Here is a 23566-nt window from a genome sequence, read left to right as displayed (position 1 = left end):
CGAGGTGTGCCGCGTTCTCGTGGCGGCGCCCGGCCGGGGCGCCCGTCTTCCGCCGGACCCCGCAGGATCCTCCAGGGAATCCGGCGGGGTCCGGCGGTGCGACGGGGGTCGGATCTCCCTGAGGGGCGCCTGTCACGGCCGTGGGTGACCTCCTCTGTCCGTGTCTGACCGTTTTTGAACGCTTACGGGGTGTGACTCGGGCCACGCAGATTGGGCGTAACGCTCGCGGGCACTGCGCGATGACCTAAGAGGTGACAGCCGCGGAAGGGAATACGGACGCCGTTCAAGGCGCTGTGATTCTTCCCGGCTCCAGCCCGCGCCGTCGGCCCATCCCCAAGTCGGCGGTCGTCGGCTCCTGTCCGTACCGGACGGGACCGGAAGCCGTTTTCCATCGTTCCGAGAGGTTGTTCGTGTCGGCCAGCACATCCCGTACGCTCCCGCCGGAGATCGCCGAGTCCGTCTCTGTCATGGCGCTCATCGAGCGGGGAAAGGCTGAGGGGCAGATCGCCGGCGATGACGTGCGTCGGGCCTTCGAAGCTGACCAGATTCCGGCCACTCAGTGGAAGAACGTACTGCGCAGCCTCAATCAGATCCTTGAGGAAGAGGGTGTGACGCTGATGGTCAGTGCCGCGGAGCCCAAGCGCACCCGAAAGAGCGTCGCAGCGAAGAGTCCGGCCAAGCGCACCGCCACCAAGACGGTCGCCGCGAAGACGGTGACCGCCAAGAAGGCCACCGCCACCGCCACTCCGGCGGCACCCGTCGCCGACGCTCCCGTCGAGGACGACGCCGCGCAGAAGGTCGCTGCCAAGAAGGCCGCGCCCGCCAAGAAGGCGGTCGCCAAGAAGGTCGCCGCCAAGAAGACGACTGCGGCGGCGGCCAAGAAGACCAGCGCCAAGAAGGACGACGCCGAGCTGGTCGACGAAGAGGCGACGGAGGAGACCCCCGGCAAGACCGGGGACGAGCCCGAGGGTGCCGAGAGCGCCGGGTTCGTGCTCTCCGACGAGGACGAGGACGACGCGCCCGCGCAGCAGGTCGCCGCCGCCGGTGCCACCGCCGACCCCGTCAAGGACTACCTCAAGCAGATCGGCAAGGTCCCCCTCCTCAACGCCGAGCAGGAGGTCGAGCTCGCCAAGCGCATCGAGGCCGGTCTGTTCGCCGAGGACAAGCTGGCCAACGCCGACAAGCTCGCCCCCAAGCTCAAGCGCGAGCTGGAGATCATCGCCGAGGACGGCCGTCGCGCCAAGAACCACCTCCTGGAGGCCAACCTCCGTCTGGTGGTCTCCCTGGCCAAGCGCTACACCGGCCGCGGCATGCTCTTCCTGGACCTCATCCAGGAGGGCAACCTCGGTCTGATCCGCGCGGTCGAGAAGTTCGACTACACCAAGGGCTACAAGTTCTCCACGTACGCCACCTGGTGGATCCGTCAGGCGATCACGCGCGCGATGGCCGACCAGGCCCGCACCATCCGTATCCCGGTGCACATGGTCGAGGTCATCAACAAGCTCGCGCGCGTGCAGCGCCAGATGCTCCAGGACCTGGGCCGCGAGCCCACCCCGGAGGAGCTGGCCAAGGAACTCGACATGACCCCGGAGAAGGTCATCGAGGTCCAGAAGTACGGCCGCGAGCCCATCTCCCTGCACACTCCCCTGGGTGAGGACGGCGACAGCGAGTTCGGTGACCTCATCGAGGACTCCGAAGCCGTCGTCCCGGCCGACGCGGTCAGCTTCACGCTCCTCCAGGAGCAGTTGCACTCCGTCCTGGACACCCTGTCCGAGCGCGAGGCCGGCGTGGTCTCGATGCGCTTCGGTCTCACCGACGGTCAGCCGAAGACCCTCGACGAGATCGGCAAGGTGTACGGGGTCACCCGTGAGCGCATCCGCCAGATCGAGTCCAAGACCATGTCGAAGTTGCGCCACCCGTCGCGTTCGCAGGTGCTGCGCGACTACCTCGACTAGGTCCTGGTCGTACGACACGGAAGGCCCGGTCTCCCTTCGGGGAGCCGGGCCTTCGTGTTGGCGCGGGTGCGGGGCGCGGCACGCTGGATCACTCTGGGTCTTCAATGACCATCCCAGAGTGAGGAACGTGCATGCGTCGTCCCCTTGCCCGGGCGCTGACCCGGCCGCTGGTCCTGGCGGCCGCCGCGTCCGCCATACCGCTGGTCTCCGCGGCCCCCGTGGCCGCCGACAGCATCGTCGTCGGCGGGTTCCCGGTCGATGTCTCCGTGAGCCCCTGGACGGTGGCGCTGTCCAGCCGTGACCGGTTCGGGGGTACCCGGGCGGGGCAGTTCTGCGGCGGCGTGGCCGTGGGCCGGACCACCGTGCTGACCGCGGCCCACTGCATGGGCGACGACGTCCTGGGGGTGCCGCCGCACCGGGCGGCCGACCTCAAGGCCATCGCGGGCCGTACGGACCTGCTGTCGGGCCGGGGCCAGGAGATCGCCGTACGCGATGTGTGGGTCAATCCGGACTACGACCCCGGCAGCAACGCGGGCGACTTCGCCGTGCTCACCCTCGCCGATCCGCTGCCCCAGAGCTCGGTCATCACGATGGCGGCCGCGGGCGACACGGCCTACCGGGCGGGCGCGGCCGCCACGGTCTACGGCTGGGGCGACCTCACCGGCAGCGGCGACTACGCGGGGAGCCTGCACGCGGCGCGCCTGCACGTGCTGTCCGACGCGCGCTGCGAGGAGGCCTATCCGGCCGGTGCCGACGGCACCTACCTCCCGGAGTCCATGCTGTGCGCCGGAGAGGCTCAGGGAGGCCGTGACGCCTGTCAGGGGGACAGTGGCGGGCCGCTGGTCGCGCAGGGACGGCTGATCGGGCTCGTGTCGTGGGGCAGCGGGTGCGGGAGGGCTGGGAGCCCTGGCGTCTACACCAGGGTGTCGGACGTCCTGCGGACACTGGGCCGCCACCGCGGCTCGCCAGGGCCGCACAAGGGCGCCTGAGAGGCGCCCAGGGGTAGAAAGACGGGCGGCCCCGCTCCTGTGGTTCAGGAGCGGGGCCGCCCGTCGCCGGCCTGGGCCGGTGCTGGCTCGTCGTGGACGCGATGTGTCAGCGGTCTTCTTCAGGAACGATTGCTGCTGGAGCGGAGGTCAGCCGCTCCGACTCGTCCTGTATCTCAGCGGCGATCTTCTTGAGTTCCGGCTCGAACTTGCGGCCGTGGTGGGCGCAGAAGAGCAGTTCTCCGCCGCTCAGCAGGACGACGCGCAGGTATGCCTGGGCGCCGCAGCGGTCGCAGCGATCGGCGGCCGTCAGTGGGCTCGCGGGGGTCAGAACAGTAGTCACGTCGCCTCTTCTCTAGCTCGACGAGCTGTCGTACCAGGGTCAACATCCAACCAGGCCGAAAACGTTCCCGCTCGTGGCCTTTTCTCGAAAAATTCTTCCGGGGCGGCTGTCTGCTGCCGGTTGGCGGCGAATGTGCCGTATTGCGTGTCTATGTGTCTGTACGGGTTCGCGCTGTGGGGTCAGGGTCGGGTCCACCCGGCTGGATTGCCGGTTGTTCATGAGGACGTGCCCGGAGCCTAAATGGTTCATGCCCCGAAGGGAACGTGATATGTACTTCACTCCATCGAGGGATCGAACAGGTATACGACCCTGGACTAGTGTGAGGAGGAGACGAGGGTGGCGTTACAACGGCTCTACCAGGCCTCGGTACCCTCTGAGCGGCAACCGAAGCCGGGCCCTTACCCAAAAGGGCCTCATCTGAAATTCAGCGAGGAGCGAACCGCGTGACCGCCGAAACGTCCGTGCCGTCGACAGCGCTGCTGGCAGGAGCAGACCGGGACGGTTCCAACTACACCGCGCGGCACCTGCTCGTCCTTGAGGGGCTAGAGGCCGTACGCAAGCGCCCGGGCATGTACATCGGGTCGACCGACAGTCGTGGCCTGATGCACTGTCTGTGGGAGATCATCGACAACTCCGTGGACGAGGCCCTCGGGGGCTACTGCGACCACATCGAGGTGATCCTGCACGACGACGCCTCGGTGGAGGTCCGGGACAACGGCCGGGGCATCCCGGTCGACGTCGAGCCCAAGACCGGCCTCTCCGGTGTCGAGGTCGTCATGACCAAGCTGCACGCCGGCGGCAAGTTCGGCGGCGGCTCGTACGCCGCCTCCGGCGGTCTGCACGGCGTGGGCGCCTCCGTGGTGAACGCCCTGTCCGCGCGGCTGGACGTCGAGGTGGACCGCAGCGGCAACACCCACGCCATCAGCTTCCGGCGCGGTGTGCCGGGCTCCTTCACGACCGCAGGCCCGGACGCCGCGTTCGAGCCCGGTGGCCTGCGCAAGACCAAGCGGATTCCCAAGACCCGCACCGGCACGCGCGTGCGCTACTGGGCCGACCGCCAGATCTTCCTCAAGGACGCCAAGCTCTCCCTGGAGGGCCTGCACCAGCGGGCCCGGCAGACCGCCTTCCTGGTGCCCGGGCTGACCATCGTCGTCCGCGACGAGTACGGCCTCGGCGAAGGCGGCAGCAAGGGGGAGGAGTCCTTCCGCTTCGACGGCGGCATCAGCGAGTTCTGCGAGTACCTGGCGAGCGACAAGCCGGTCTGCGACGTACTGCGCCTGTCGGGCCAGGGCACCTTCAAGGAGACGGTGCCCGTCCTGGACGACCACGGCCAGATGACGCCCACCGAGGTCACCCGGGAACTCGGCGTCGACATCGCGATGCGCTGGGGGACCGGTTACGACACGACGCTCAGGTCGTACGTGAACATCATCGCCACCCCCAAGGGCGGCACCCACGTAGCCGGCTTCGAGCAGGCCGTCGTCAAGACGATGAACGAGGTGGCGCGCGCCAAGAAGCTGCTGCGTGTCGCCGAGGACGACGTCGTCAAGGACGACGCCCTGGAGGGCCTCACCGCGGTCGTCACCGTCCGGCTCGCCGAACCGCAGTTCGAGGGCCAGACCAAGGAGGTGCTCGGTACGTCGGCGGCCCGCCGTATCGTCGCCAACGTGGTCGCCAAGGAGCTCAAGGACTTCCTGACCTCGACGAAGCGTGACGCGGCGGCCCAGGCCCGTGTGGTCATGGAGAAGGCCGTCGCCGCCGCACGCACGCGTATCGCGGCCCGGCAGCACAAGGACGCGCAGCGCCGCAAGACGGCCCTGGAGTCCTCCTCGCTGCCCGCCAAGCTCGCCGACTGCCGCAGCGACGACGTCGAGCGCAGCGAACTGTTCATCGTCGAGGGAGACTCCGCGCTCGGTACGGCCAAGCTCGCCCGGAACTCCGAGTTCCAGGCGCTGCTGCCGATCCGCGGCAAGATCCTCAACGTCCAGAAGTCGTCCGTCACCGACATGCTGAAGAACGTCGAGTGCGGGGCGATCATCCAGGTCATAGGAGCGGGGTCGGGCCGTACCTTCGACATCGACGCGGCCCGCTACGGCAAGATCATCATGATGACCGACGCCGATGTGGACGGCTCCCACATCCGGTGTCTGCTCCTGACCCTGTTCCAGCGCTACATGCGGCCCATGGTCGAGGCCGGCCGGGTGTTCGCCGCGGTGCCGCCGCTGCACCGCATCGAACTGGTCCAGCCCAAGAAGGGCCAGGACAAGTACGTCTACACGTACTCGGACCGTGAGCTGCGCGAGAAGATGCTGGAGTTCCAGAGCAAGGGCATCCGGTTCAAGGACTCCATCCAGCGCTACAAGGGTCTCGGTGAGATGGACGCCGACCAGCTGGCCGAGACGACGATGGACCCCCGCCACCGCACCCTGCGCCGGATCAACCTCTCCGACCTGGACGCGGCCGAGCAGGTCTTCGATCTGCTCATGGGCAACGACGTGGCCCCGCGCAAGGAGTTCATCTCCAGTTCGGCCGCGACGCTGGACCGGTCGCGGATCGACGCCTGACCGCCGTACCGGGCCCGGGTTCGACCTGGGCCCGGACTCCGGTCCCACACTGGCCCGGGCCGCGGCTCGGAGGCTTGCGTCCCGGCCCGGCGCGATCGCTCCGTTACCGGCACGGACCCACTGTCGCCCCGCCTGGCCTCGGAGCGGCGCCGTCGGTCGACTCCACCCGTGGGTGGAGGCTGAGGCGTTGCGGGGATCCACCCACGATCCACCCTGGCGCCGATCTGCCGACCTGCTGATTTCCGTAGCGTCGAAGGCGTCGGCAGCGCTCGCCGCCGGCATCCTCTTCCGCTCACGGAGGCTCAGATGTCCGGGCTGGTCAACGCGTTGGTGATCGTCGCCGTCGTCGCGGTGGTGATCGTGCGGCAGTTCCGTGCCCGTCGGATCGACACCGACCGGCGCTGGTGGCTTCTCCCCGTGATCCTCGCCGTCGTGGCGCTGCGCGAACCCGGCATACTCGACGCCCACCACCACACCGAGTCGGCCCTCCTGCTCGCCGTCGAGCTGGTCATCGGGCTGGCCACCGGAGCCGGCTGGGCCTGGACCACGCGTCTGTGGGTGGAGACGGACGGTTCCGTGTGGAGCAAGAGCACCAAGGCGAGCGGGGGCGTCTGGATCGTCGGCATAGGCCTGCGCGTCGGCCTCGTCGCCCTCGGCGCGGTCGTGGGTGTGCACCAGAACAGCTCGGCCCTGATGCTCGGCCTCGCGGCGACGCTGCTGGTCCGCTCCGGTGTCCTGGCCTGGCGGGCCCAGTCCTGCACCGGGTCGGCCGGGTCGGCCCCGGCGTACGGTTTCGGCATGGCGCGGCCCGCCCGGAAGGAGCGCGTGTGACGGAGAACGCCTGGACGCGCTGGCCCTCGCGGGAGGCGCTGGGCCGAGAGGGAGTCTCACGGCCCCGGCGGGTGCTCGCCTGGGCCGTCCGGCTGCTGGTGATCGGCGTGCTCCTGGGAGGCGCGCTCACCGGAAGTCACGTCCACGGCTGGGCCCTGGCCGGAGGCGCGGCCGGGATCCTGGGGTCCGCGGCCCTCGGCTGGGCCTTCTGGCGCACCACCCTCGCCCACAGGCTCTGGCCGTCGGTGGGACTCATCGCCGTGCTTCTCGGGATCGCGATCGTGGGACAGGCCGTCGGGTTCACGGTTCCGGCCCTCGTCATCTGGTGCGGTTGTGCGGTCAGTTCGCTGGAGCGGCTGCCCATCGCGGTCGCCGTGCCGGTGACCTCGGTGTCCCTCGCCATCTTCGCCGCGGTCAACAACGACGTATGGCTGACCACCGCGGTCACGACGGCCGGGCTGGCCCTCGCCGGATACACGCTCCGCCTCGACGCCGAGGCCCGGGGCAGCGCCCAGCGGCTGCTCACCCAGGAGCGCATGGCGCGTACCGCCGAGGCGGAGTCCGCCGCGCTGGCGGAACGGGCCCGTATCGCACGGGAGATCCACGACGTGCTGGCCCACAGCCTCTCCGCCCAGCTCGTGCACCTGGAGGCGGCCAGGCTGCTGATCGAGCGGGGCGCCGACCGGGAGACGATCCTGGAACGGGTCGTGGCGGCCCGGGGGATGGCCCGCGACGGCCTTGTGGAGACCCGGCAGGCCTTGTCCGCGCTGCGGGGCGAGATGAGCCCGTTGGAGGACTTCCTGTCCGAGATCGTCGGTACGACGGGCCGTGCCGAGGTCACCGTTACGGGTGACCGGAGACAGCTGCCCGCCGAGGCCTCACAGGCCGTGCGCCGGGTCGCCCAGGAGGCCCTGACGAACGTCCGTAAGCATGCCCCGGGCGCCAAGGTGCTGCTCACGCTGGACTACGGCGAGCACGAAGTGACCCTGGACGTACGGGACTCGGGCGGCTCGCCGGGCGAACTCACCGGGGCAGGAGGTGGATACGGTCTGCTGGGCATGCGGGAACGCGCCGAGCTGCTGGGCGGTTCGCTGCGGGCCGGGCCGGACGAGGAGGGATTCGTGGTGACGCTGAAGGTGCCTGCATGACGGATGAGGCCGTGAGGAGACCCGCGCGGGTCGTGGTCGCCGACGACCAGACCGTCGTACGGGAAGGCATCGTGATGCTGCTGGGGCTGTTGCCCGGGATCGAGGTCGTCGGCGCCGCCGCCGACGGGGACGAGGCGGTGCGGCTCGTCGCCGAACTCGCCCCGGACGTCGTCCTGATGGACCTGCGCATGCCGCGCTGCGACGGTGTCGAGGCGACCCGGCGGATCCGTGCCGAGCATCCCGGGACGCAGGTCGTGGTGCTCACGACGTTCGCGGACGACGCGTCGCTGTTCCCGGCACTGCGCGCGGGAGCGCGTGGCTACCTCACCAAGGACGCGGGCGGCGACGAGATCGTACGGGCCGTGGAGAGCGTGCTGTCGGGGGACGCGGGGCTGTCGCCGAGCATCCAACGGCGGTTGCTGGAGCGCCTGTCGGAGCCCGAGCCGCAGCCGTCGGAGCCCGCGGAGCCGCCGGACGGGCTCACCGCGCGGGAGACCGAGGTCTTGCTGCTGATCGCCGAGGGCCTGACCAATCAGGAGATCGCCCGCACGCTGCATGTCTCCACGGCGACCGTGAAGACCCACATCAACAACCTGTTCGCCAAGACGGGGCTCAAGGACCGTGCGCAGGCGGTGCGTTACGCCTACGGCAAGGGACTGGTTCGGCCACCAACGGGTTGAGTCACCTGATGGGGTGAAGACAGCGGAGAAGAAGAGTCGGGGATCTTCCCGTTCTGTCCATCCTTGGGCATGCAGTCAAGCAACGGTCGTCCCCGCGGTGGCGGGAGTGGTCACGAGAGTCCGGCCGAGAACCACGAAGGTCATGACCCGACCCCCGCCGAGGCAACCGGAAAGGTGAGGTACCACGACCCTTGGTACGACGCACTCGCGTCCGGCTGGGGTGAGATGGACGGCACGGGCGGGCCCGCGCCCGCAGTGCCCGCCGCGCGCCGGGAGGACGCGGACCACGCCGTCCGTGCGGGCGATGTGTATCTGGAGGTGCAGCGCAGCGCGGCCTTCCAGGAGGTGCGCGGCCGGTATCTGCGGTTCGTGGTGCCGGCCACCGTCGTCTTCCTCACCTGGTACGTGGCCTATGTGGTGACGGCCACCACGGCACCCGGATTCATGGCCCGGCCGGTGGCCGGCGCGGTGAACGTGGGGATGGTCGCGGGACTGGGACAGTTCCTCACCACCTTCCTGCTCACCTGGGCCTACGCCCGGCACGCGCGGCTGCGCAGGGACCGGGCCGCGCTCGAACTGCGCTGGGACACCCAGGAACTGACACGAGGCATTCGAGGCGGTACGTCGTGACCGGGAACCATCAGACGCTGGCGCTGCTGCTGTTCAGCGTGTTCATCGCGGTCACCCTCGGGATCACCACCTGGGTCAGCCGCAACCGGCACGGTTCGGAGGAGGAGTTCTACGCGGGCGGGCGTCTCTTCTCCCCGATGGAGAATGGTTTTGCCATCTCGGGTGACTATCTGTCCGCGGCCTCGTTCCTCGGGGTCACAGGGCTCATCGCCCTGTTCGGCTACGACGGTCTGCTGTACGTGGTGGGCTTCTTCGTCGCCTGGCTCATGGTGCTGTTCCTCGTCGCCGAACTGGTGCGCAACTGTGGGCGGTTCACGCTCGCCGACGTGGTCGCCGCCCGGATGAGCGAGCGGCCGGTGCGGATCGCGGCGGGAACTTCCTCGGTCACCGTGTCCGTTCTCTACCTGGTGGCGCAGATGGTGGGCGCGGGCAGCCTGGTCTCGCTGCTGCTGGGCGGGACGAGTCCGGCCGCGCGGGCCTGGACCGTCATCGGCGTCGGGGCGCTCATGGTGATCTATGTGTCGATGGGAGGGATGCGGGCCACCACCTGGATCCAGATCGTCAAGGCGGTCCTGATGATGAGCGGCACCATCGCGCTGACGGTGCTGACCCTGGTGCGCTTCCACGGGAACCTGAACCACCTGCTGCTCACGGCCGCCGCACGCAGCGGTCACGGTGCCGCCTTCCTGGCGCCGGGGCTCAAGTACGGCGGGGACTGGACCGCGCGGTTCGACTTCATCAGCCTGGGCCTCGCGCTGGTGCTGGGCACGGCCGGGCTGCCGCACATCCTGTCCCGCTTCTACACCGTGCCGACCGCACGGGCCGCACGCCGTTCGGTGGTGTGGTCGATCGGGCTCATCGGCGCGTTCTACCTGATGACGATCATCCTCGGCTTCGCCGCCGCGGCGGTCGTGGGGCCGGACACCCTCCGGAGGTCGAACGAGGCCGGGAACACGGCGGTCCCGCTGCTGGCCCTCGACCTCGGCGGAGGGGCCGATTCCACCGGAGGCACCGTCCTGTTCGCGATCGTCGCGGCCGTGGCCTTCGCCACGATCCTCGCGGTGGTGGCCGGGATCACCCTGGCCTCCTCGGTATCCGTGGCGCACGACCTGTACGCGTCGCTGCGGCGCCCGAACGCCAAGCCGCGCAGTGAGGTGGCCGTGGCGCGGGTCGCCGCCGTCGGCATCGGTGTCGCGGCGATCGGGCTCGGCCTCATCGCGAGGAACCTCAACGTCGCCTTCCTGGTGGGCCTCGCCTTCGCCGTCGCCGCCTCCGCGAACCTGCCGGTCCTGCTCTACTCGCTGTTCTGGCGCGGCTTCACGACCCGCGGCGCCGTGTGGGCCGTATACGGCGGACTGGTCCCCGCGCTCGCGCTCGTGCTGCTGTCGCCGGTCGTGTCGGGCAGCCCCGAATCGCTGTTCCCGGGCGTCGACTTCCAGTTCTTCCCGCTGCAGAACCCCGGCCTCGTCTCGATCCCGCTCGGCTTCCTGGCCGGCTGGCTCGGCACGGTCACCTCTACGGAGGCCCCGGACGAGGCCAAGCACGCGGAGACCGAGGTACGGGCGCTGACGGGGGCTGGGGCCGTCTGACGGGGGCCTGCGTGCCGTAGCCACGCCCGATTGTGCGGCTGTCGCGTGGCTACGGCGCCACCCAGGCGTAGCGGTGTTCCGGGCGGCCCGTGTCGCCGTACTTGAGGGAGAGGCGGAGGCGGCCGGCCTGTTCCAGGTGGCGGAGGTAGCGCTGGGCCGTGGAGCGGCTCAGGCCGGTCTCGGCGGCGACCTCGTGGGCCGAGAGCGGGTGGCCGGCGCTGTGCAGGACGGCGCAGATCAGGTCGGTGGTCGGTTCCGAGTGGCCGCTGGGCAGACCGGGGGAGGCCGGCACGGTCGTCGTGCGCAGCGCGCCGAAGATGCGGTCGACCTGCTCCTGGCCGGCGATGCCGCGGCCGCCGACGCGGTCGACGGTGCGGCGCAGGGCGGCGTACGAGTCGAGGCGGGTACGCAGCGCGGCGAAGGTGAACGGCTTGACCAGGTAGTGCAGGGCGCCCAGGCGCATCGCCCGCTGCACGGTCGTCACATCACTGGCCGCCGTGATCATGATGACGTCGGTCGTGTGGCCCTGTTGCCGCATGCGGTGGACGAGTTCGAGACCCGTCTGGTCGGGCAGATAGTGGTCGAGCAGCACCAGGTCGATGGCCCCGCGTTCCACGGTGGCCAGCGCCTGGGCGGCGCTGTGCGCGCGGGCGGCGACCCGGAAACCGGGAACCTTCCCCACGTACTTGGCGTTGATCTCGGCGACGCGGAAGTCGTCGTCCACGACCATGACGTCAATCATTGGGCCTCTTTCCTCAAGGCCAGGCGAGCGTTAAGCCCGTGTTTCGGCTCCGCAGTTGTAGCGCGAGCAAAACGAGCACAACAGGCTCTTGCGAGCAAAAGAACGGCTTGCGCCCAGAAGACTGCTGCTGTGGTCCGCGCCACATCTACGGTCCCGGCCATGAGCGCAGACACCAGCCCCGCCATCGAGCTGCGGGGCGCGAGCAAGACCTTCAGGACCCCGTCGGGGGGTCTGCACACGGCCGTACGGGGGCTTGATCTCACCGTCGGACGTGGCGAGTTCGTGGCGGTCGTCGGGCCCACGGGCTGCGGCAAGTCGACCACGCTGACCCTCGTCAGCGGGCTGGAAGAGCCCTCCGAGGGCGATGTGCTGGTGGCCGGTGAGCCGGTCTCCGGCGTCGGCGACAAGGTCGGCTTCGTCTTCCAGCAGGACGCCACCTTCCCCTGGCGCACGGTGCTGTCCAACGTCATGGCGGGCCCGCGCTTCCGCGGCGTACCGAAGGCGGAGGCCAAGGCGAAGGCGCGTGAGTGGCTGGCCCGGGTCGGGCTCTCCGCCTTCGAGGACCGCTATCCGCACCAGCTCTCCGGCGGTATGCGCAAGCGCGTCGCGCTCGCCGCGACCTTCGTCAACGACCCCGAGATCCTGCTGATGGACGAGCCGTTCTCGGCGCTCGACGTGCAGACCAGGGCCCTGATGTCGGACGAGCTCCTGGAGCTGTGGGAGGGCACCGGCGCCTCGGTCGTCTTCGTCACCCACGACCTGGAGGAGTCCATCGCGCTGGCCGACAAGGTCGTCGTGATGACCGCCGGGCCGGCCACCGTGAAGCAGGTCTTCGACATCGACCTGCCGCGGCCCCGCAAGGTCGAATCCGTGCGCCTGGAGCCGCGGTTCATCGAGATCTACCGCGAGATCTGGGAGTCGCTCGGCGAAGAGGTCCGCATCACGCGCGAGAGGGGTGTGGCCAATGTCGCCTGATGTCATGCCCGAGGACAAGGTCGTACCGTCCGTGGCCGAGCCCAGCACCAAGACGGACCGCGCCCATTCACGCGCGCGTGCGGCCCGTAAACGCAGAGTCGGCGTCGGGGCGGCTCGTGTGCTGCTCCTGGTCGCCGTTCTCGGCCTGTGGGAGTGGCTCTCCCGGGCCAAGGTCATCGATCCGTTCAACTTCTCGATGCCCTCGAAGATCTGGGACCAGATCTACACCTGGGTGATGCACGGGACCGCGCTCGGGTCCCTGGGCGAGCAGATCTGGGCCACGCTGCAGGAAGCGCTGCTCGGCTGGGTGATCGGTGTGATCGCCGGTGTCGTGTTCGGCATCGCGCTGGGGCGGATCACCTTGCTGGCCGACATCCTTGGTCCGTACATCAAGGTGCTCAACTCCATACCGCGGATCGTCCTCGCACCCATCTTCGTGATCTGGTTCGGACTCGGACCGTCCTCCAAGGTCGCCTCGGCCGTCGTGCTCGTCTTCTTCCCGGTGTTCTTCAACGCCTTCCAGGGCGCCCGCGAGGTCGACCGCAACCTGGTCGCCAACGCCCGCATCCTCGGCGCCAGCGACCGCAGGGTGACTCTCCAGGTGGTCATCCCGTCCGCCACCTCCTGGATCTTCACCAGCCTCCACGTCAGCTTCGGCTTCGCCCTCATCGGCGCGATCGTCGGCGAGTACATCGGCGCCACCAAGGGCATCGGCCTGCTCGTCGCGCAGTCCCAGGGCACCTTCAACGCGGCCGGTGTGTACGCCGCGATGGTGATCCTCGCGGTCGTCGCCCTCGTCGCCGAAGGGCTCCTCACCTTCGCCGAGAACCGCATCTTCCGCTGGAAGCCGTCAGGCTCCGACAGCTGAACGGCCCCTCGCCGCAGCCCCGTTGAAGAGCCCCCTTCCTCCCCGCACCGCACCCTCACAAGGACGTGAACCGCCATGCGCAAGACCGTCAGATACGCCGCCCTGGCCGCCTCGGGCCTGCTCGCCCTCTCCTCGCTCACCGCCTGCGCCAACGACGCGGCCAGCACCGCCTCCACCGGTTCCGGTGCCAAGGGCGACGGCAAGGGCGAGAAAGTCAAGATCATGGTCGGTGGCCTGGACAAGGTCATCTACCTGCCCGCGATGCTCACCCAGCGGCTCGGCTATTTCGACGCCGAGGGCCTCGACGTCGAGCTGCTGAGCGAACCGGCCGGCGTCCAGGCCGAGACCGCGCTCGTCTCCGGGCAGGTCCAGGGAGCCGTCGGCTTCTACGATCACACGCTCGACCTGCAGGTCAAGGGCAAGTCGGTCGAGTCCGTGGTGCAGTTCTCGCAGGCGCCCGGCGAGGTGGAGGTCGTCTCCACCAGGGCGGAGGGGAAGGTCAAATCGGCCAAGGACTTCAAGGGCAAGAAGCTCGGCGTGACTGGCCTCGGCTCCTCCACCGACTTCCTCACCAAGTACCTCGCCGTCAAGAACGGCGCCAACGTCAGCGAGTTCACCCCGGTCGCCGTGGGCGCGGGACCGACCTTCGTCGCGGCGCTCCAACAAGGCTCCATAGACGCCGGGATGACGACCGACCCGACCGTCGCCACGATCCTCGACAAGAAGGCCGGCAAGATCCTCGTCGACATGCGGACGCCCGAGGGCTCGCAGGCGGCGCTCGGTGGGCCGTACCCGTCGTCAAGTCTGTACATGCAGACGGACTGGGTGAACAGCCACAAGTCCACTGTGCAGAAGATGGTCAATGCATTCGTCAAGACGCTCACGTGGATGTCCACCCACAGCGCGACCGCGATCGCCGACAAGATGCCCGCCGACTACTCCCAGGGCAACAAGGTCCTCTACGCCACCGCGATCAAGAGCACGCTGCCGATGTTCACCAAGGACGGCGTGATGCCGGCGAACGGCCCGGAGACCGTCGAGAAGGTGCTCAAGGCGTTCAACCCGACCATCAAGAACGCCGATGTGGATCTCGACAAGACGTACACGACCGAGTTCGTGAAGAACGCGACAGGCTGACCGGCCGTGCCTCTCAGGCGCGGGTCGCCCACACGTAACGGTGTTCCGGGCGGCCCGCGTCGCCGTATTTGAGCGTCAGCCTGGCCCGTCCGGTGCGCTCCAGGAGCTTCAGATAGCGCTGGGCGGTCTGCCGGCTCACCCCGGTGCGGTCGGCGATCTCCTGGGCGGACAGGGGGCCTTGGGCGTTCATCAGGGACCGGCGGACGAGTTCCGCCGTGGTGGGGGAGTGCCCTTTGGGCAGCCCGGGCTCCGAGGGCGCGGACAGGGCGCCGAAGATGCGGTCCACCTCGGCCTGTTCGGCCTCGCCGCCGCCGTCGAGCGTGCGGCGCAGTTCCGCGTACGCCTCCAGCTTGGCCCGCAGGCCCGCGAACGCGAACGGCTTGACCAGGTACTGCAGCGCGCCCTGCCGCATCGCCGCCTGGACGGTCGTCACGTCCCGGGCCGCCGTCACCATGATCACGTCCGTCTGGTGGCCGCGTCGGCGCATCTCCTGGACGACCGCCAGACCCGTCTCGTCGGGCAGATAGTGGTCCAGGAGGACCAGGTCGAGGCGGGGCAACGTCTCCAACTGGCGCAACGCCTCAGCCGCGTTGTGAGCCTCGCCGGCCACGTGGAAGCCCGGCACCTTCTCCACGTAGGCCGCGTTGACCTGTGCGACCCGGGTGTCGTCGTCCACGACCAGGACCTCGATCATCGCGACTCCTCCTCGGCGGTCTCCCCGGGGGCGGTGAGAGCGGGTTCCAGATCCGGCTCGGTCAGCGCCTCGGGCAGGATGACGACGAACTCCGCGCCCCCGCCGAACGCCTCCGTCACCACCGCGCTGCCGCCCTGCCGTTCGGCGAGCCGACGCACCAGGGAGAGGCCGATCCCGCGCTTGCCGTGGGCCGGTGGCTTCTTCGTGGACCAGCCCTCGGTGAAGATCAAATCCCGTTGTTCCTCCGGGATTCCGGGGCCCGTGTCGCGCACCCGGAGCACTGCGGTACGTCCTTCCGTCCGCAATTCGGCCTCCACGCGTGCGTGCGGTGTGCCCGCGACGGCGTCGAGCGCGTTGTCCACCAGGTTGCCGACGACCGTGACCAGCCCGCGCGGGTCGATCAGCCGGTCGGGCAGCCAGGTCCGGTCGGAGATCCACAGGGCGACGCCCCGCTCGGCCGCGACGGTCGCCTTGCCCACCAACAGGGCGGCGAGCAGCGGGTCCTGGATCTTCTCGGTGACCTGCTCGGCGGTGGCCCGGTGATCGCCGACCACCTCTCCGACGAAGTCCACGGCGTCGTCGTACATCTCCAGTTCGAGCAGCCCCAGCAGGGTGTGCATGCGGTTGGCGTGCTCGTGGTCCTGGGCGCGCAGGGCGTCGATCAGACCGTGCGTCGAGTCCAACTCCCGGCCGAGCTGCTCCAGTTCGGTGCGGTCGCGCAGAGTGGCCACGGCGCCCCCGTCGTCGGTGGGCATCCGGTTGGTGACCAGGACCCGCTGGCCGCGCACGGCGAGCAGGTCGGTGCCGGTCACCCGGCCGGCCAGGACATCGGTCGTACGTCCCTGACCGAGCGCCTCGTCCAGGGAGCGGCCGACCGCCTCGTCGCCGATGCCCAGCAGCCGCCGCGCCTCGTCGTTCAGGAGCCGTATGCGCCCCGCGCGGTCCAGGGCTACGACGCCCTCCCGGATGCCGTGCAGCATCGCCTCACGCTCCGAGAGCAGCGCCGAGATGTCCGAGAAGGCCAGGTCCCGGGTCTGCCGCTGGACCCTCCGGGAGATCAGCCAGGCCGCCAGCGCACCGACGGCGAGAGCTCCCCCGGCGTACGCCAGCAGTCCCGGGATCGCGTTGATCAGCTGCGCGCGGACGCTGTCGTACTTGATGCCCACCGAGACCGCCCCGACGACCGTGCCGTCGGCGGCGCGCAGGGGCACCTTGCCGCGCGCCGAGCGGCCCAGGGTGCCCTTGTCGATCTCCTTGACCTCCTGACCGGCCAGGGGCTGGCCGGGAGAGGTCGAGACGAAACGGCCGATCTCGCTCGGAGTCGTGTGCGACCACCGCATGCCCCGCCAGTCCATCACCACCACGTACTCGGCCTTGGTGGCCTTCCGGATCCGCTCCGCCTCCTTCTGCACAGGTCCGTCCACGCTCGGCGGGGTGTCCTGGATGTCCTTGACGATCTGCGGCTGCTGCGCGGTGGTCTGGGCGATGGCCAGGGCGCGGTTCATCGCCTCCTGGTCCAGCTGTTTGCTCAGCGGCGCGAGGAACAGCCCGGTCGCCAGGACCGCGACTCCCGCGGCGATCGCCAGCTGCATCAGCAGCACCTGCGAGAACACCCGCCGCGGCAGCCCGAGGCGACGGCGGCGTGCGGGGGGAGTGGGGCTCATACCCCTGACGGTACGTGCCGGGGCGGGGGCTGCCCCAGGGGTGTGGCGTGGATCTCTTGACCAGTTCTTGGGGAAAGCGGCCTCCAGTAGAGGGCGATTTCCTGTGGAAGACCGGTCAAGCGCGGGTCAGCCGGCCGGCGCCGTCGTCAGCTCGCGCACCGCCACCACGTCCATCCGCGCCGGTGCGCCGAGGACCGACGCCCCGCAGCTCTCCGGGCGGGGCGGAAGCGACGCCCCCTGGGCGACGATCACGCGCCAGTGGCGTCCGTCGTTGTGTGCGACGGTCACCTCCCAGCGCGGTGCCCCGCCGTCCGTCCGTACGACGCTCAGGGCGTCCGTCGCGTACTCGCCCGCCGCCCTCCGCACGGCCAGCTCCGCCGCCTGTCCGGGCCGTTCCCAGGCCGAGGAGCCCCGGCAGCCCTCGACGACCACGCGGCCCTCCAGGACGCCCTGGAGGATCTCCTTGATGCCGTGCGCCTGGACCCGCCCGTACGCGTAGCCGTACGGCAGGACGAGCACCGTCGGCGAGAAGCGGTGACCGCCCAGATGGGTGACCTCCCAGGCGCCCTCGACCCCGGAGGCGGCCAGTTCGGCGGCGAGAGGACGGCCGAGGAGTGCGCAGCAGCGGTCGCGCTTGCCGTTGGTGCAGACGAGCGCGAGCGGGTCACCGGTGTGGGCCCGCCCGCCGAGCGCCGAGCCGAACGAGCGCGGGTCACCCGCGCCGAGGGCGTCGAAGTCGAGGGCGAGCAGTTGCCGCGGGTCCTCGGTCGTTGCGCTGTGCAGCCACACGTTTCCGGGAACGGTGTGGGCCGCGTACACCTGGCGCACCCGTGACGGCGCGGGGTCGGCGTGCCTCCCGGGGCGCCGGATGAGCGCGATCCGTACGCCCGTGGTCGCGGCGGCCGCTTCCAGGGCACGCCCCAGCGCGGGGTCCAGGTGGCTCGAAGTGAGCGCTTTGGCACCCCAAGGACCGGGCTGTTCCAGCAGCAGCCACGTCGTTGCCGTGGCCGCAGTTCCGGAAATGGGCTCGTCGAGGTCCCGAGAGACGGTCGCGCACGTACTCACAGAGGTGAGCCTAACCTGACTTGGCCCAGGGCGACTTCCGGCCGCACTCCTGTCCTACTCCGGTAGTGCCTGAGGCGGCCTGGGGCCTACGTAGTGACCGCTCGGCCGCATGCGCAGCGGGCGCTCCCCGTACTCCTCCAGGGCGTGCGCGATCCACCCCGCCGTACGGGCGACCGCGAAGATCGTCTCGCCCGCCGTGGAGGGCATCCCGGAGGAGACGGTGAGCACGGCGAGCGCCAGGTCGACGTTGGCGTGCAGCGGGGTGTGGCGGGCGGTGGTGGCGACGATGTCGCGGGCCGCGGCGAGGGCGGGCGCGGCGCCCGGGACCTCCTTCAGGAGGGCGAACAGGGCACGCGCGCGTGGGTCTTCGCCCGGGTAGAGCCGGTGGCCGAGTCCGGGGATACGGCGGCCGGCGCGCAGTTCGTCCGCGACCACCGGGGCGGCGGTGCCCTGGTCGAGCACGTCGAGCAGCAGCCGGTGCGCCAGGCCGCTGGCGGCGCCGTGCAGGGGGCCTTCGAGCACTCCCAGGCCGGAGGAGACTGCCGCGTAGGGGTGCGCGCGGGCCGAGGCGGCGACGCGGACCGCGAGCGTCGACGCGGCCAGGTCGTGGTCGACGAGCAGCCCAAGTGCCGTGTCCAGGACGCGCAGTGACGCCTCGTCAGCAGGCAGACCACTCAGCCGTGCCCACAAGCGGTGGGCCAGCGGACCCTCGTCGCGATGAGCGCGCCGTACCGGCGGCAGCGCGGCGACGAGGGTGGGGATGAGGATGCGCGCTGTGCCGAGCACGGCGTCCTCGGACAGGTCGAAGCGCAGCGGGTCCGCGGTCGCCGCCGCGATGGCCGCGACCCGCAACCGGTCGGTGGGGCCGGTGTGTTCGGGCAGCGCGTCCACGGCGCGGCGCGCGATGGCGACGGCCGCCTTGGGGGCCGTGAACGTGATCCCGGGGCGCAGCTCCCCGGTCCACAGCCACTCGGCGATCTCCTCGTAGGAGTGGCGCGCGGCCAGCTCGGTCGCGTCGACGCCCCGGAAGTAGTACCGGTCCTTCTCGATGAGCGTGATCCGGGTCCGCACGGACAGCTCGCCGCCGGAGCCCGAACTCCCGCTGCTCTCCCGCCTGTTGCGCCGGGCGAGCGACTCCACCTCCTTGGCGTCGAAGGTGCTGCCCCGCCCGCCGGGTTCGCGCCTGCTGCTCAGCTGCCCGCGACTCACGTACGCGTACACGGTGTCCGGCTTCACGCCGAGCAACTCGGCGGTCTCCTTGGTGGTCAGCCGTCGCTCGGGGTGCCCGGGAGCGGGTTCTTGATCGCGCATGGAGACCACGGTATCCATTTCTTGCATAGGTTGATTGAATCAATATTGACAGGGATTGAGTCAACCATGGACATTTGAATCAAGTCCAGGGAGGAAACATGTCCATCAGCAGGGCCGCAGCCACTCGTATCGAGGTTCCGCGGGGACTCGCGGGCGTCGTCGTCACCGACACCCGAATCGGTGACGTCCGAGGGACCGAGGGCTTCTACCACTACCGCCAGTACTCCGCCGTCGAACTCGCGCAGACCCGCGGCTTCGAGGACGTCTGGCATCTCCTCGCCCACGGCGAACTGCCGGACGCCGAGCGGAGCGTGGCCTTCGCCGCCGAGACCGCGGCGCTGCGCCGGCTGCCGGACGAGGTGCGGGCCGCGCTGCCCGCGGTGGCGGCGGCCAGCGGCACGTCGGGACCGCTGTCCGGGATGCGTACGGCCTTGTCGCTGCTCGGCGCCGCGAAGGGCTTCCGGCCGGTGTACGACATCGACGCGGACGCGCGCCGCCGGGACACCCTCGTGGCCTCCGCGGCCGTACCGACGCTGCTGACCGCGCTGTACCGGCTGGGGCAGGGACTCGATCCCGTCGAGCCGCGCGAGGACCTCTCCTATGCGGCCAACTACCTCTACATGTTGACGGGTTCGGAACCGGACAAGCAGCAGGCCAGGGCGATCGAGCAATACTTGATCTCAACCATTGACCACGGATTCAATGCGTCAACCTTCACCGCGCGGGTCATCGCGTCGACGGGGGCGGATGTGGCGGCCTGTCTGGTCGGGGCCGTAGGGGCGCTCTCCGGTCCGCTGCACGGGGGTGCGCCCAGTCGTGCCCTGGACACCCTGGACGCGATCGGAACCCGGGACCGTATCGACCCCTGGATCCGCGAACGCGTCCTCGCCGGCGACCGCATCATGGGCTTCGGCCACGCGATCTACCGCACGGAGGACCCGCGTTCCCGGATGCTGCGCGAGGTCGCCCAGCAGTTCGGCGGCCCGCGGGTCGAGTTCGCCGTCGAGGTCGAGCGCCAGGTCGAGACGATCCTCGCCGAACTCAAGCCGGGCCGCGAACTCCACACGAACGTCGAGTTCTACGCGGGGCTGGTCATGGAACTCTGCGGGCTGCCGCGGGAGATGTTCACGCCCACGTTCGCGGCCGCGCGGGTGGTGGGGTGGAGTGCGAACGTGGTGGAGCAGGCGGAGGACTCGAAGATCATTCGGCCGGTGGCGCGGTATGTGGGGGTGGAGGCGCCGGTGGCGGTGCCGCTCATGAGTTGACGGCGGCCCCAGGAACGCGTGTGGCCTGGTGCCGTTCTGGCGCCAGGCCTCATGGGTGGTGATCGAGCAGTGACGGGGTGCCGGGCCGCTCGCCGGGTAGGTGCCGGGCTCGCTCACGGTGGCGTGCGGCCGGGGCAATGGGGACGGGACGGGTCTTTGGTGGACGCGTGCTCGTGCGGTGCTGTCAGGCGTCGGGGATGTCCGCCTTGGCTCTGATCAGCGTTTCCCGACTCACGATGACGATGCGTTCGTAGTCGGCGCGTGCGGCGTCCGGGGGCAGTTCACCGTCCAGCGCATCGGTTGCCTCGGTGCCGATGACGGCGAAGTTGCCGTCACTGAGTTCGAACACGTCCGGGCAGGTCGCTCCTGAGTTGCTGCCACGGGCGCTCGGAGGCACACCGATGCGGCGCACGATCTTCAAGGGTTACCGGTCCTTACAAGGGGTGTGGGCACAGTTGTGAGCAGCAAGTTACTGGGTTCGAGAGTTGTTTGTGGCTTCACCGAAAAAGTCATTCAGGCGTGTCTTTCGCGCAGAGGGGTGACTGGTTTCAACAACCGCCCCGACGCCCCAGAAGCCCCGTCCTCGCGTCGGCCATGACCCGACGGACCGCGAGAACGGGGCCCTGGCTTCGGTGGTGTGAGCCCTGGCTGGCAGCTCAGCCGGGGCTCACACCTTTCTGGACTCATGGGTGGTGTTCGACAAGCCACGCGATCACGAGGAACACGTCGCAGGTCGCGCACACGCGCCCCGAGGAGACGTGCCGGCTGACGTGCGTCTGCCATCGGTCTCTCAGTCCGAGTTTCAAGATCGGCTCCCTTCCGGCACGAAGGCCGGCGAAGCGGGATGGCGTCCCGTGCCGCTGGGAACGCGGGTTCGCGCCCCCAGCTGGAAGGTGCGGTCCGTGGCCCCGAAGGATGCGGTAACGGGCAGCAAGCTACTGGGTTTCGAGAGATGTCCGTGGCTGCGTGGTGAACAGTCACTCAGGCGTATCCCGGGTGCAGACAGGTTGACCGGTGTCAGTCGGACGGCGGGTTGCCCACGACCCACCACTCGTCCGTGTCCGCTTCGTCGAGATCCATGACCAGGCCGTCGACCATGCGCCCGATGCCGGCCTCCTCCGAGGACTCGTTCAGGGACGCCCGCTGGGCCTTCGACGCCTCCCAGTACTCGCGGAAGAGGGGGCTCTGGAAGAACTCGCGCAGATGCCGGTACAGCTCCTCCCTGTCCAGGATTCCCGCCCGGTAGAGATGGAAGAGATGGACGTACCACGCGTTGGCATACAAGAACTGGCGGCGTTTTTCTGCGGGGATGCTCTTGTCGTACGTGTCGATCACCGAGGCGAGGGAAGGATCGTCGATCGCCCGGGCGAGGAGCTCCCACTGCATGCGCTGCTGATGCGCCAGTGCCTTGCGCCGGATCGCCAACTCCTCGAGTTCCAGACGCCGTTCTTCCAGACGCTGTTCCGCCAGGCGTGCCGCTTCGAGGCGTCGCTGACGTGCAGCCAGTGTCATCGTGGCGGTGGCGAGCAGCAGACTGAGCGCTGCGGAGCCGACCCTTCCCGCCGAGTACTTCCGTGTGGCCATGTCAACAACCCCCGAATCAGGCGGCCGTCCGCCGGTCGTCGGGTGCGGGTTGACAGAGACGGGGACCGGCGAGCGATGGGCGGCGCTTGCCGTCTCCCAGAGTGCCGAGCGGCTCTGATCGGCAGGGAGGCGGAGAGGAGGCGCACGGAGGGAAGCGAGGGTCGCACGAACCGGCGCCTTCCCCAACGTCTGCCCCGCAAGTGCTGCTAACAATCGTTCACTTCGCGGCGATTCTTCCGGCTCGTATCCTGGGGCGGCATTCAACCTCCGTACGTGTGCCGGACCGCGAGCCGGTGCACGCGTCGGCGTGAAAGAGGTCGCACGTTGAGCCAGCAGAGCCCGAGCGCAAGCCCGAGTCAGAGCCCGGGCCCGAGTACGCATCCGGCGTCAGCCCCGGGCACGGATCCGAGCCCCCGGCAGATCCCCGTCCTCGTCCTCGCCGGATTCCTCGGCTCCGGCAAGACGACTCTCCTCAACCACCTCCTGCACCGCAGCGGAGGCAGCCGTATCGGAGCGATCGTCAACGACTTCGGGGCGATCGAGATCGACGCGCTGGCCGTGGCCGGCGCGCTCGGGGACTCGACCGTGTCGCTCGGCAACGGGTGCCTGTGCTGTGCCGTCGACGCCAGTGAACTCGACGTCTATCTGGAGCGGCTCGCCCGGCCCTCCGCCGGTATCGACGTCATCGTCATCGAGGCCAGCGGACTCGCCGAACCGGAGGAACTGGTCCGCATGCTGCTCGCCAGCGAACACCCGGGGATCGTCTACGGCGGGCTCGTCGAGGTCGTCGACGCCGCCGAGTTCGACGACACGCGCGCGAAGCACCCCGAGATCGACCGGCATCTCGCCCTCGCCGACCTCGTCGTCGTCAACAAGCTCGACCGGGCGGTCGACGCCCCGCGCGTCCTCGGGCTGGTCAGCTCGCTCACCGACCGTGCCGCCGTCGTGCCCGCCACCTACGGCCGTGTCGACCCCGAGTTCCTCTTCGACTGCCGGCCGAACGAGGAGCGTATTGGGCAGCTGACCTTCGACGACCTTCACGAACACACGGGTGACGGCCATGGCGGTGGCGACGCGCACGCCGACCACCTGCACGCCGCCTACGACAGCCTCTCCTTCACCTCCGGCACGCCCCTGGACCCGCGCGGGCTCATGGCGTTCCTGGACAGTCGGCCCGAGGGGCTCTACCGCATCAAGGGGTACGTCGACTTCGGCGCCCACGATGCGCGCAATCGGTACGCCGTGCACGCCGTCGGGCGGTTCCTGCGGTTCTATCCCGAGCCCTGGGGCAGCGGTGACGCCCGGTTGACCCAGCTGGTGCTCATCGGCACCGGCCTCGACATGGCCACCCTCGGCAAGGAGTTGGAGGCGTGCAAGAACGGCGACGCCCCACACGCCGACGAGCGCGGCATGTGGGGCGTCCTCCGTTACGTACAGGAAGCGGAGTCGGACCAGGAGGTGGGCCAACAACCCGGATCCGAGCCCGAGTTGGACCCGGATCCTGATCCCGATCCGGAACTGGACGACTGACGACC

The 23566-nt window shown here is 69.7% G+C and carries 21 protein-coding genes; 13 read left to right on the top strand and 8 right to left on the bottom strand.

Annotated elements, in window-relative coordinates:
• Positions 1-410 precede the first annotated feature (410 nt).
• Positions 411-1955, top strand: coding sequence for an RNA polymerase sigma factor (locus ACGFY9_RS10475; RefSeq protein ID WP_393753305.1), 1545 nt, complete (start codon positions 411-413; stop codon positions 1953-1955).
• 131 nt (positions 1956-2086) lie between these two features.
• Positions 2087-2944 (top strand): S1 family peptidase, encoded by an 858-nt coding sequence (locus ACGFY9_RS10470; protein ID WP_393753304.1) that lies wholly within the window; start codon positions 2087-2089, stop codon positions 2942-2944.
• A gap of 106 nt (positions 2945-3050) precedes the next feature.
• On the opposite strand, the gene ACGFY9_RS10465 is transcribed toward ACGFY9_RS10470, so the two are convergent.
• Positions 3051-3284: a hypothetical protein gene (locus tag ACGFY9_RS10465; RefSeq protein WP_393753303.1), complete on the bottom strand. Its 234-nt coding sequence runs from the start codon at positions 3282-3284 to the stop codon at positions 3051-3053.
• Positions 3285-3727: 443 nt separating this feature from the next.
• Between ACGFY9_RS10465 and ACGFY9_RS10460 the strand changes: the two genes are divergently transcribed.
• From ACGFY9_RS10460 to ACGFY9_RS10435, 6 genes are all read left to right on the top strand, one after another.
• Positions 3728-5848, top strand: a complete 2121-nt coding sequence (locus ACGFY9_RS10460) for a type IIA DNA topoisomerase subunit B (protein WP_393753302.1) — start codon at positions 3728-3730, stop codon at positions 5846-5848.
• A 306-nt stretch (positions 5849-6154) separates the two neighbouring features.
• Positions 6155-6679, top strand: a complete 525-nt coding sequence (locus tag ACGFY9_RS10455) for a DUF1453 domain-containing protein (protein ID WP_393753301.1) — start codon at positions 6155-6157, stop codon at positions 6677-6679.
• Positions 6676-7827 carry a sensor histidine kinase gene (locus ACGFY9_RS10450; protein WP_393753300.1) on the top strand — a complete coding sequence of 384 codons (1152 nt, stop codon included), beginning with the start codon at positions 6676-6678 and terminating at the stop codon, positions 7825-7827. The genes ACGFY9_RS10455 and ACGFY9_RS10450 overlap by 4 nt, the downstream gene beginning before the upstream one ends.
• Positions 7824-8507: a response regulator gene (locus ACGFY9_RS10445; protein WP_393753299.1), complete on the top strand. Its 684-nt coding sequence runs from the start codon at positions 7824-7826 to the stop codon at positions 8505-8507. The genes ACGFY9_RS10450 and ACGFY9_RS10445 overlap by 4 nt, the downstream gene beginning before the upstream one ends.
• Positions 8508-8576: 69 nt before the next feature.
• Positions 8577-9137, top strand: a complete 561-nt coding sequence (locus ACGFY9_RS10440) for a DUF485 domain-containing protein (RefSeq protein ID WP_393753298.1) — start codon at positions 8577-8579, stop codon at positions 9135-9137.
• A complete protein-coding gene (locus ACGFY9_RS10435; protein ID WP_393753297.1) occupies positions 9134-10726 on the top strand; it encodes a cation acetate symporter in 1593 nt (530 codons plus the stop codon). The genes ACGFY9_RS10440 and ACGFY9_RS10435 overlap by 4 nt, the downstream gene beginning before the upstream one ends.
• Before the next feature lie 49 nt (positions 10727-10775).
• Here ACGFY9_RS10435 and ACGFY9_RS10430 read toward each other — a convergent pair whose 3' ends face one another.
• Positions 10776-11468 carry a response regulator gene (locus tag ACGFY9_RS10430; protein WP_393753296.1) on the bottom strand — a complete coding sequence of 231 codons (693 nt, stop codon included), beginning with the start codon at positions 11466-11468 and terminating at the stop codon, positions 10776-10778.
• Positions 11469-11627: 159 nt separating this feature from the next.
• Between ACGFY9_RS10430 and ACGFY9_RS10425 the strand changes: the two genes are divergently transcribed.
• From ACGFY9_RS10425 to ACGFY9_RS10415, 3 genes are all read left to right on the top strand, one after another.
• A complete protein-coding gene (locus ACGFY9_RS10425; protein ID WP_393753295.1) occupies positions 11628-12443 on the top strand; it encodes an ABC transporter ATP-binding protein in 816 nt (271 codons plus the stop codon).
• Positions 12433-13311, top strand: a complete 879-nt coding sequence (locus tag ACGFY9_RS10420) for an ABC transporter permease (protein ID WP_393753294.1) — start codon at positions 12433-12435, stop codon at positions 13309-13311. The genes ACGFY9_RS10425 and ACGFY9_RS10420 overlap by 11 nt, the downstream gene beginning before the upstream one ends.
• A 75-nt stretch (positions 13312-13386) precedes the next feature.
• Entirely contained in the window at positions 13387-14448 is a 1062-nt protein-coding gene (locus ACGFY9_RS10415; protein WP_393753293.1) for an ABC transporter substrate-binding protein, read from the top strand.
• A 13-nt stretch (positions 14449-14461) separates the two neighbouring features.
• On the opposite strand, the gene ACGFY9_RS10410 is transcribed toward ACGFY9_RS10415, so the two are convergent.
• The 4 genes from ACGFY9_RS10410 to ACGFY9_RS10395 all read right to left on the bottom strand — a co-directional run bounded on the left by ACGFY9_RS10410 (position 14462) and on the right by ACGFY9_RS10395 (position 19182).
• Complete coding sequence (locus ACGFY9_RS10410; protein WP_393753292.1) at positions 14462-15142, bottom strand: response regulator; 681 nt, start codon at positions 15140-15142, stop codon at positions 14462-14464.
• The gene (locus ACGFY9_RS10405) at positions 15139-16806 is read right to left on the bottom strand and encodes an ATP-binding protein (RefSeq protein ID WP_393753291.1); all 1668 of its coding nucleotides are present in this window, start codon (positions 16804-16806) and stop codon (positions 15139-15141) included. The genes ACGFY9_RS10410 and ACGFY9_RS10405 overlap by 4 nt, the downstream gene beginning before the upstream one ends.
• A gap of 126 nt (positions 16807-16932) precedes the next feature.
• Positions 16933-17871 (bottom strand): sucrase ferredoxin, encoded by a 939-nt coding sequence (locus ACGFY9_RS10400; RefSeq protein ID WP_393753290.1) that lies wholly within the window; start codon positions 17869-17871, stop codon positions 16933-16935.
• Positions 17872-17925: 54 nt separating this feature from the next.
• Entirely contained in the window at positions 17926-19182 is a 1257-nt protein-coding gene (locus ACGFY9_RS10395) for a citrate/2-methylcitrate synthase (RefSeq protein WP_393753289.1), read from the bottom strand.
• A gap of 98 nt (positions 19183-19280) precedes the next feature.
• Between ACGFY9_RS10395 and ACGFY9_RS10390 the strand changes: the two genes are divergently transcribed.
• A complete protein-coding gene (locus ACGFY9_RS10390) occupies positions 19281-20447 on the top strand; it encodes a citrate synthase/methylcitrate synthase (RefSeq protein ID WP_393753288.1) in 1167 nt (388 codons plus the stop codon).
• Positions 20448-20631: 184 nt separating this feature from the next.
• Here ACGFY9_RS10390 and ACGFY9_RS10385 read toward each other — a convergent pair whose 3' ends face one another.
• Complete coding sequence (locus ACGFY9_RS10385) at positions 20632-20868, bottom strand: hypothetical protein (protein ID WP_393753287.1); 237 nt, start codon at positions 20866-20868, stop codon at positions 20632-20634.
• A gap of 596 nt (positions 20869-21464) precedes the next feature.
• On the bottom strand, positions 21465-22031 hold the full coding sequence (locus ACGFY9_RS10380) for a DUF6082 family protein (protein WP_393753286.1): 567 nt from the start codon (positions 22029-22031) through the stop codon (positions 21465-21467).
• 420 nt (positions 22032-22451) lie between these two features.
• On the opposite strand from ACGFY9_RS10380, the gene ACGFY9_RS10375 reads away from it, so the two are divergent.
• Positions 22452-23561 (top strand): CobW family GTP-binding protein, encoded by a 1110-nt coding sequence (locus tag ACGFY9_RS10375; RefSeq protein ID WP_393753386.1) that lies wholly within the window; start codon positions 22452-22454, stop codon positions 23559-23561.
• Positions 23562-23566 lie beyond the last annotated feature (5 nt).

Source organism: Streptomyces sp. NPDC048504 (assembly GCF_043200035.1).
Taxonomy (GTDB): domain Bacteria; phylum Actinomycetota; class Actinomycetes; order Streptomycetales; family Streptomycetaceae; genus Streptomyces.
The sequence above is the reverse complement of the archived record's forward strand: the minus strand, read 5'-3'. Positions and strand labels throughout refer to the sequence as shown.

Excerpts from the sequence above, each read along its gene's own strand:
- ACGFY9_RS10470 (WP_393753304.1), top strand. The coding sequence starts at position 2,087 with ATGCGTCGTCCCCTTGCCCGGGCGCTGACCCGGCCGCTGGTCCTGGCG.
- ACGFY9_RS10455 (WP_393753301.1), top strand. The coding sequence starts at position 6,155 with ATGTCCGGGCTGGTCAACGCGTTGGTGATCGTCGCCGTCGTCGCGGTG.
- ACGFY9_RS10445 (WP_393753299.1), top strand. The coding sequence starts at position 7,824 with ATGACGGATGAGGCCGTGAGGAGACCCGCGCGGGTCGTGGTCGCCGAC.
- ACGFY9_RS10440 (WP_393753298.1), top strand. The coding sequence starts at position 8,577 with ATGCAGTCAAGCAACGGTCGTCCCCGCGGTGGCGGGAGTGGTCACGAG.
- ACGFY9_RS10430 (WP_393753296.1), bottom strand. The coding sequence starts at position 11,468 with ATGATTGACGTCATGGTCGTGGACGACGACTTCCGCGTCGCCGAGATC.
- ACGFY9_RS10425 (WP_393753295.1), top strand. The coding sequence starts at position 11,628 with ATGAGCGCAGACACCAGCCCCGCCATCGAGCTGCGGGGCGCGAGCAAG.
- ACGFY9_RS10420 (WP_393753294.1), top strand. The coding sequence starts at position 12,433 with ATGTCGCCTGATGTCATGCCCGAGGACAAGGTCGTACCGTCCGTGGCC.
- ACGFY9_RS10415 (WP_393753293.1), top strand. The coding sequence starts at position 13,387 with ATGCGCAAGACCGTCAGATACGCCGCCCTGGCCGCCTCGGGCCTGCTC.
- ACGFY9_RS10410 (WP_393753292.1), bottom strand. The coding sequence starts at position 15,142 with ATGATCGAGGTCCTGGTCGTGGACGACGACACCCGGGTCGCACAGGTC.
- ACGFY9_RS10405 (WP_393753291.1), bottom strand. The coding sequence starts at position 16,806 with ATGAGCCCCACTCCCCCCGCACGCCGCCGTCGCCTCGGGCTGCCGCGG.
- ACGFY9_RS10395 (WP_393753289.1), bottom strand. The coding sequence starts at position 19,182 with ATGCGCGATCAAGAACCCGCTCCCGGGCACCCCGAGCGACGGCTGACC.
- ACGFY9_RS10390 (WP_393753288.1), top strand. The coding sequence starts at position 19,281 with ATGTCCATCAGCAGGGCCGCAGCCACTCGTATCGAGGTTCCGCGGGGA.
- ACGFY9_RS10380 (WP_393753286.1), bottom strand. The coding sequence starts at position 22,031 with ATGGCCACACGGAAGTACTCGGCGGGAAGGGTCGGCTCCGCAGCGCTC.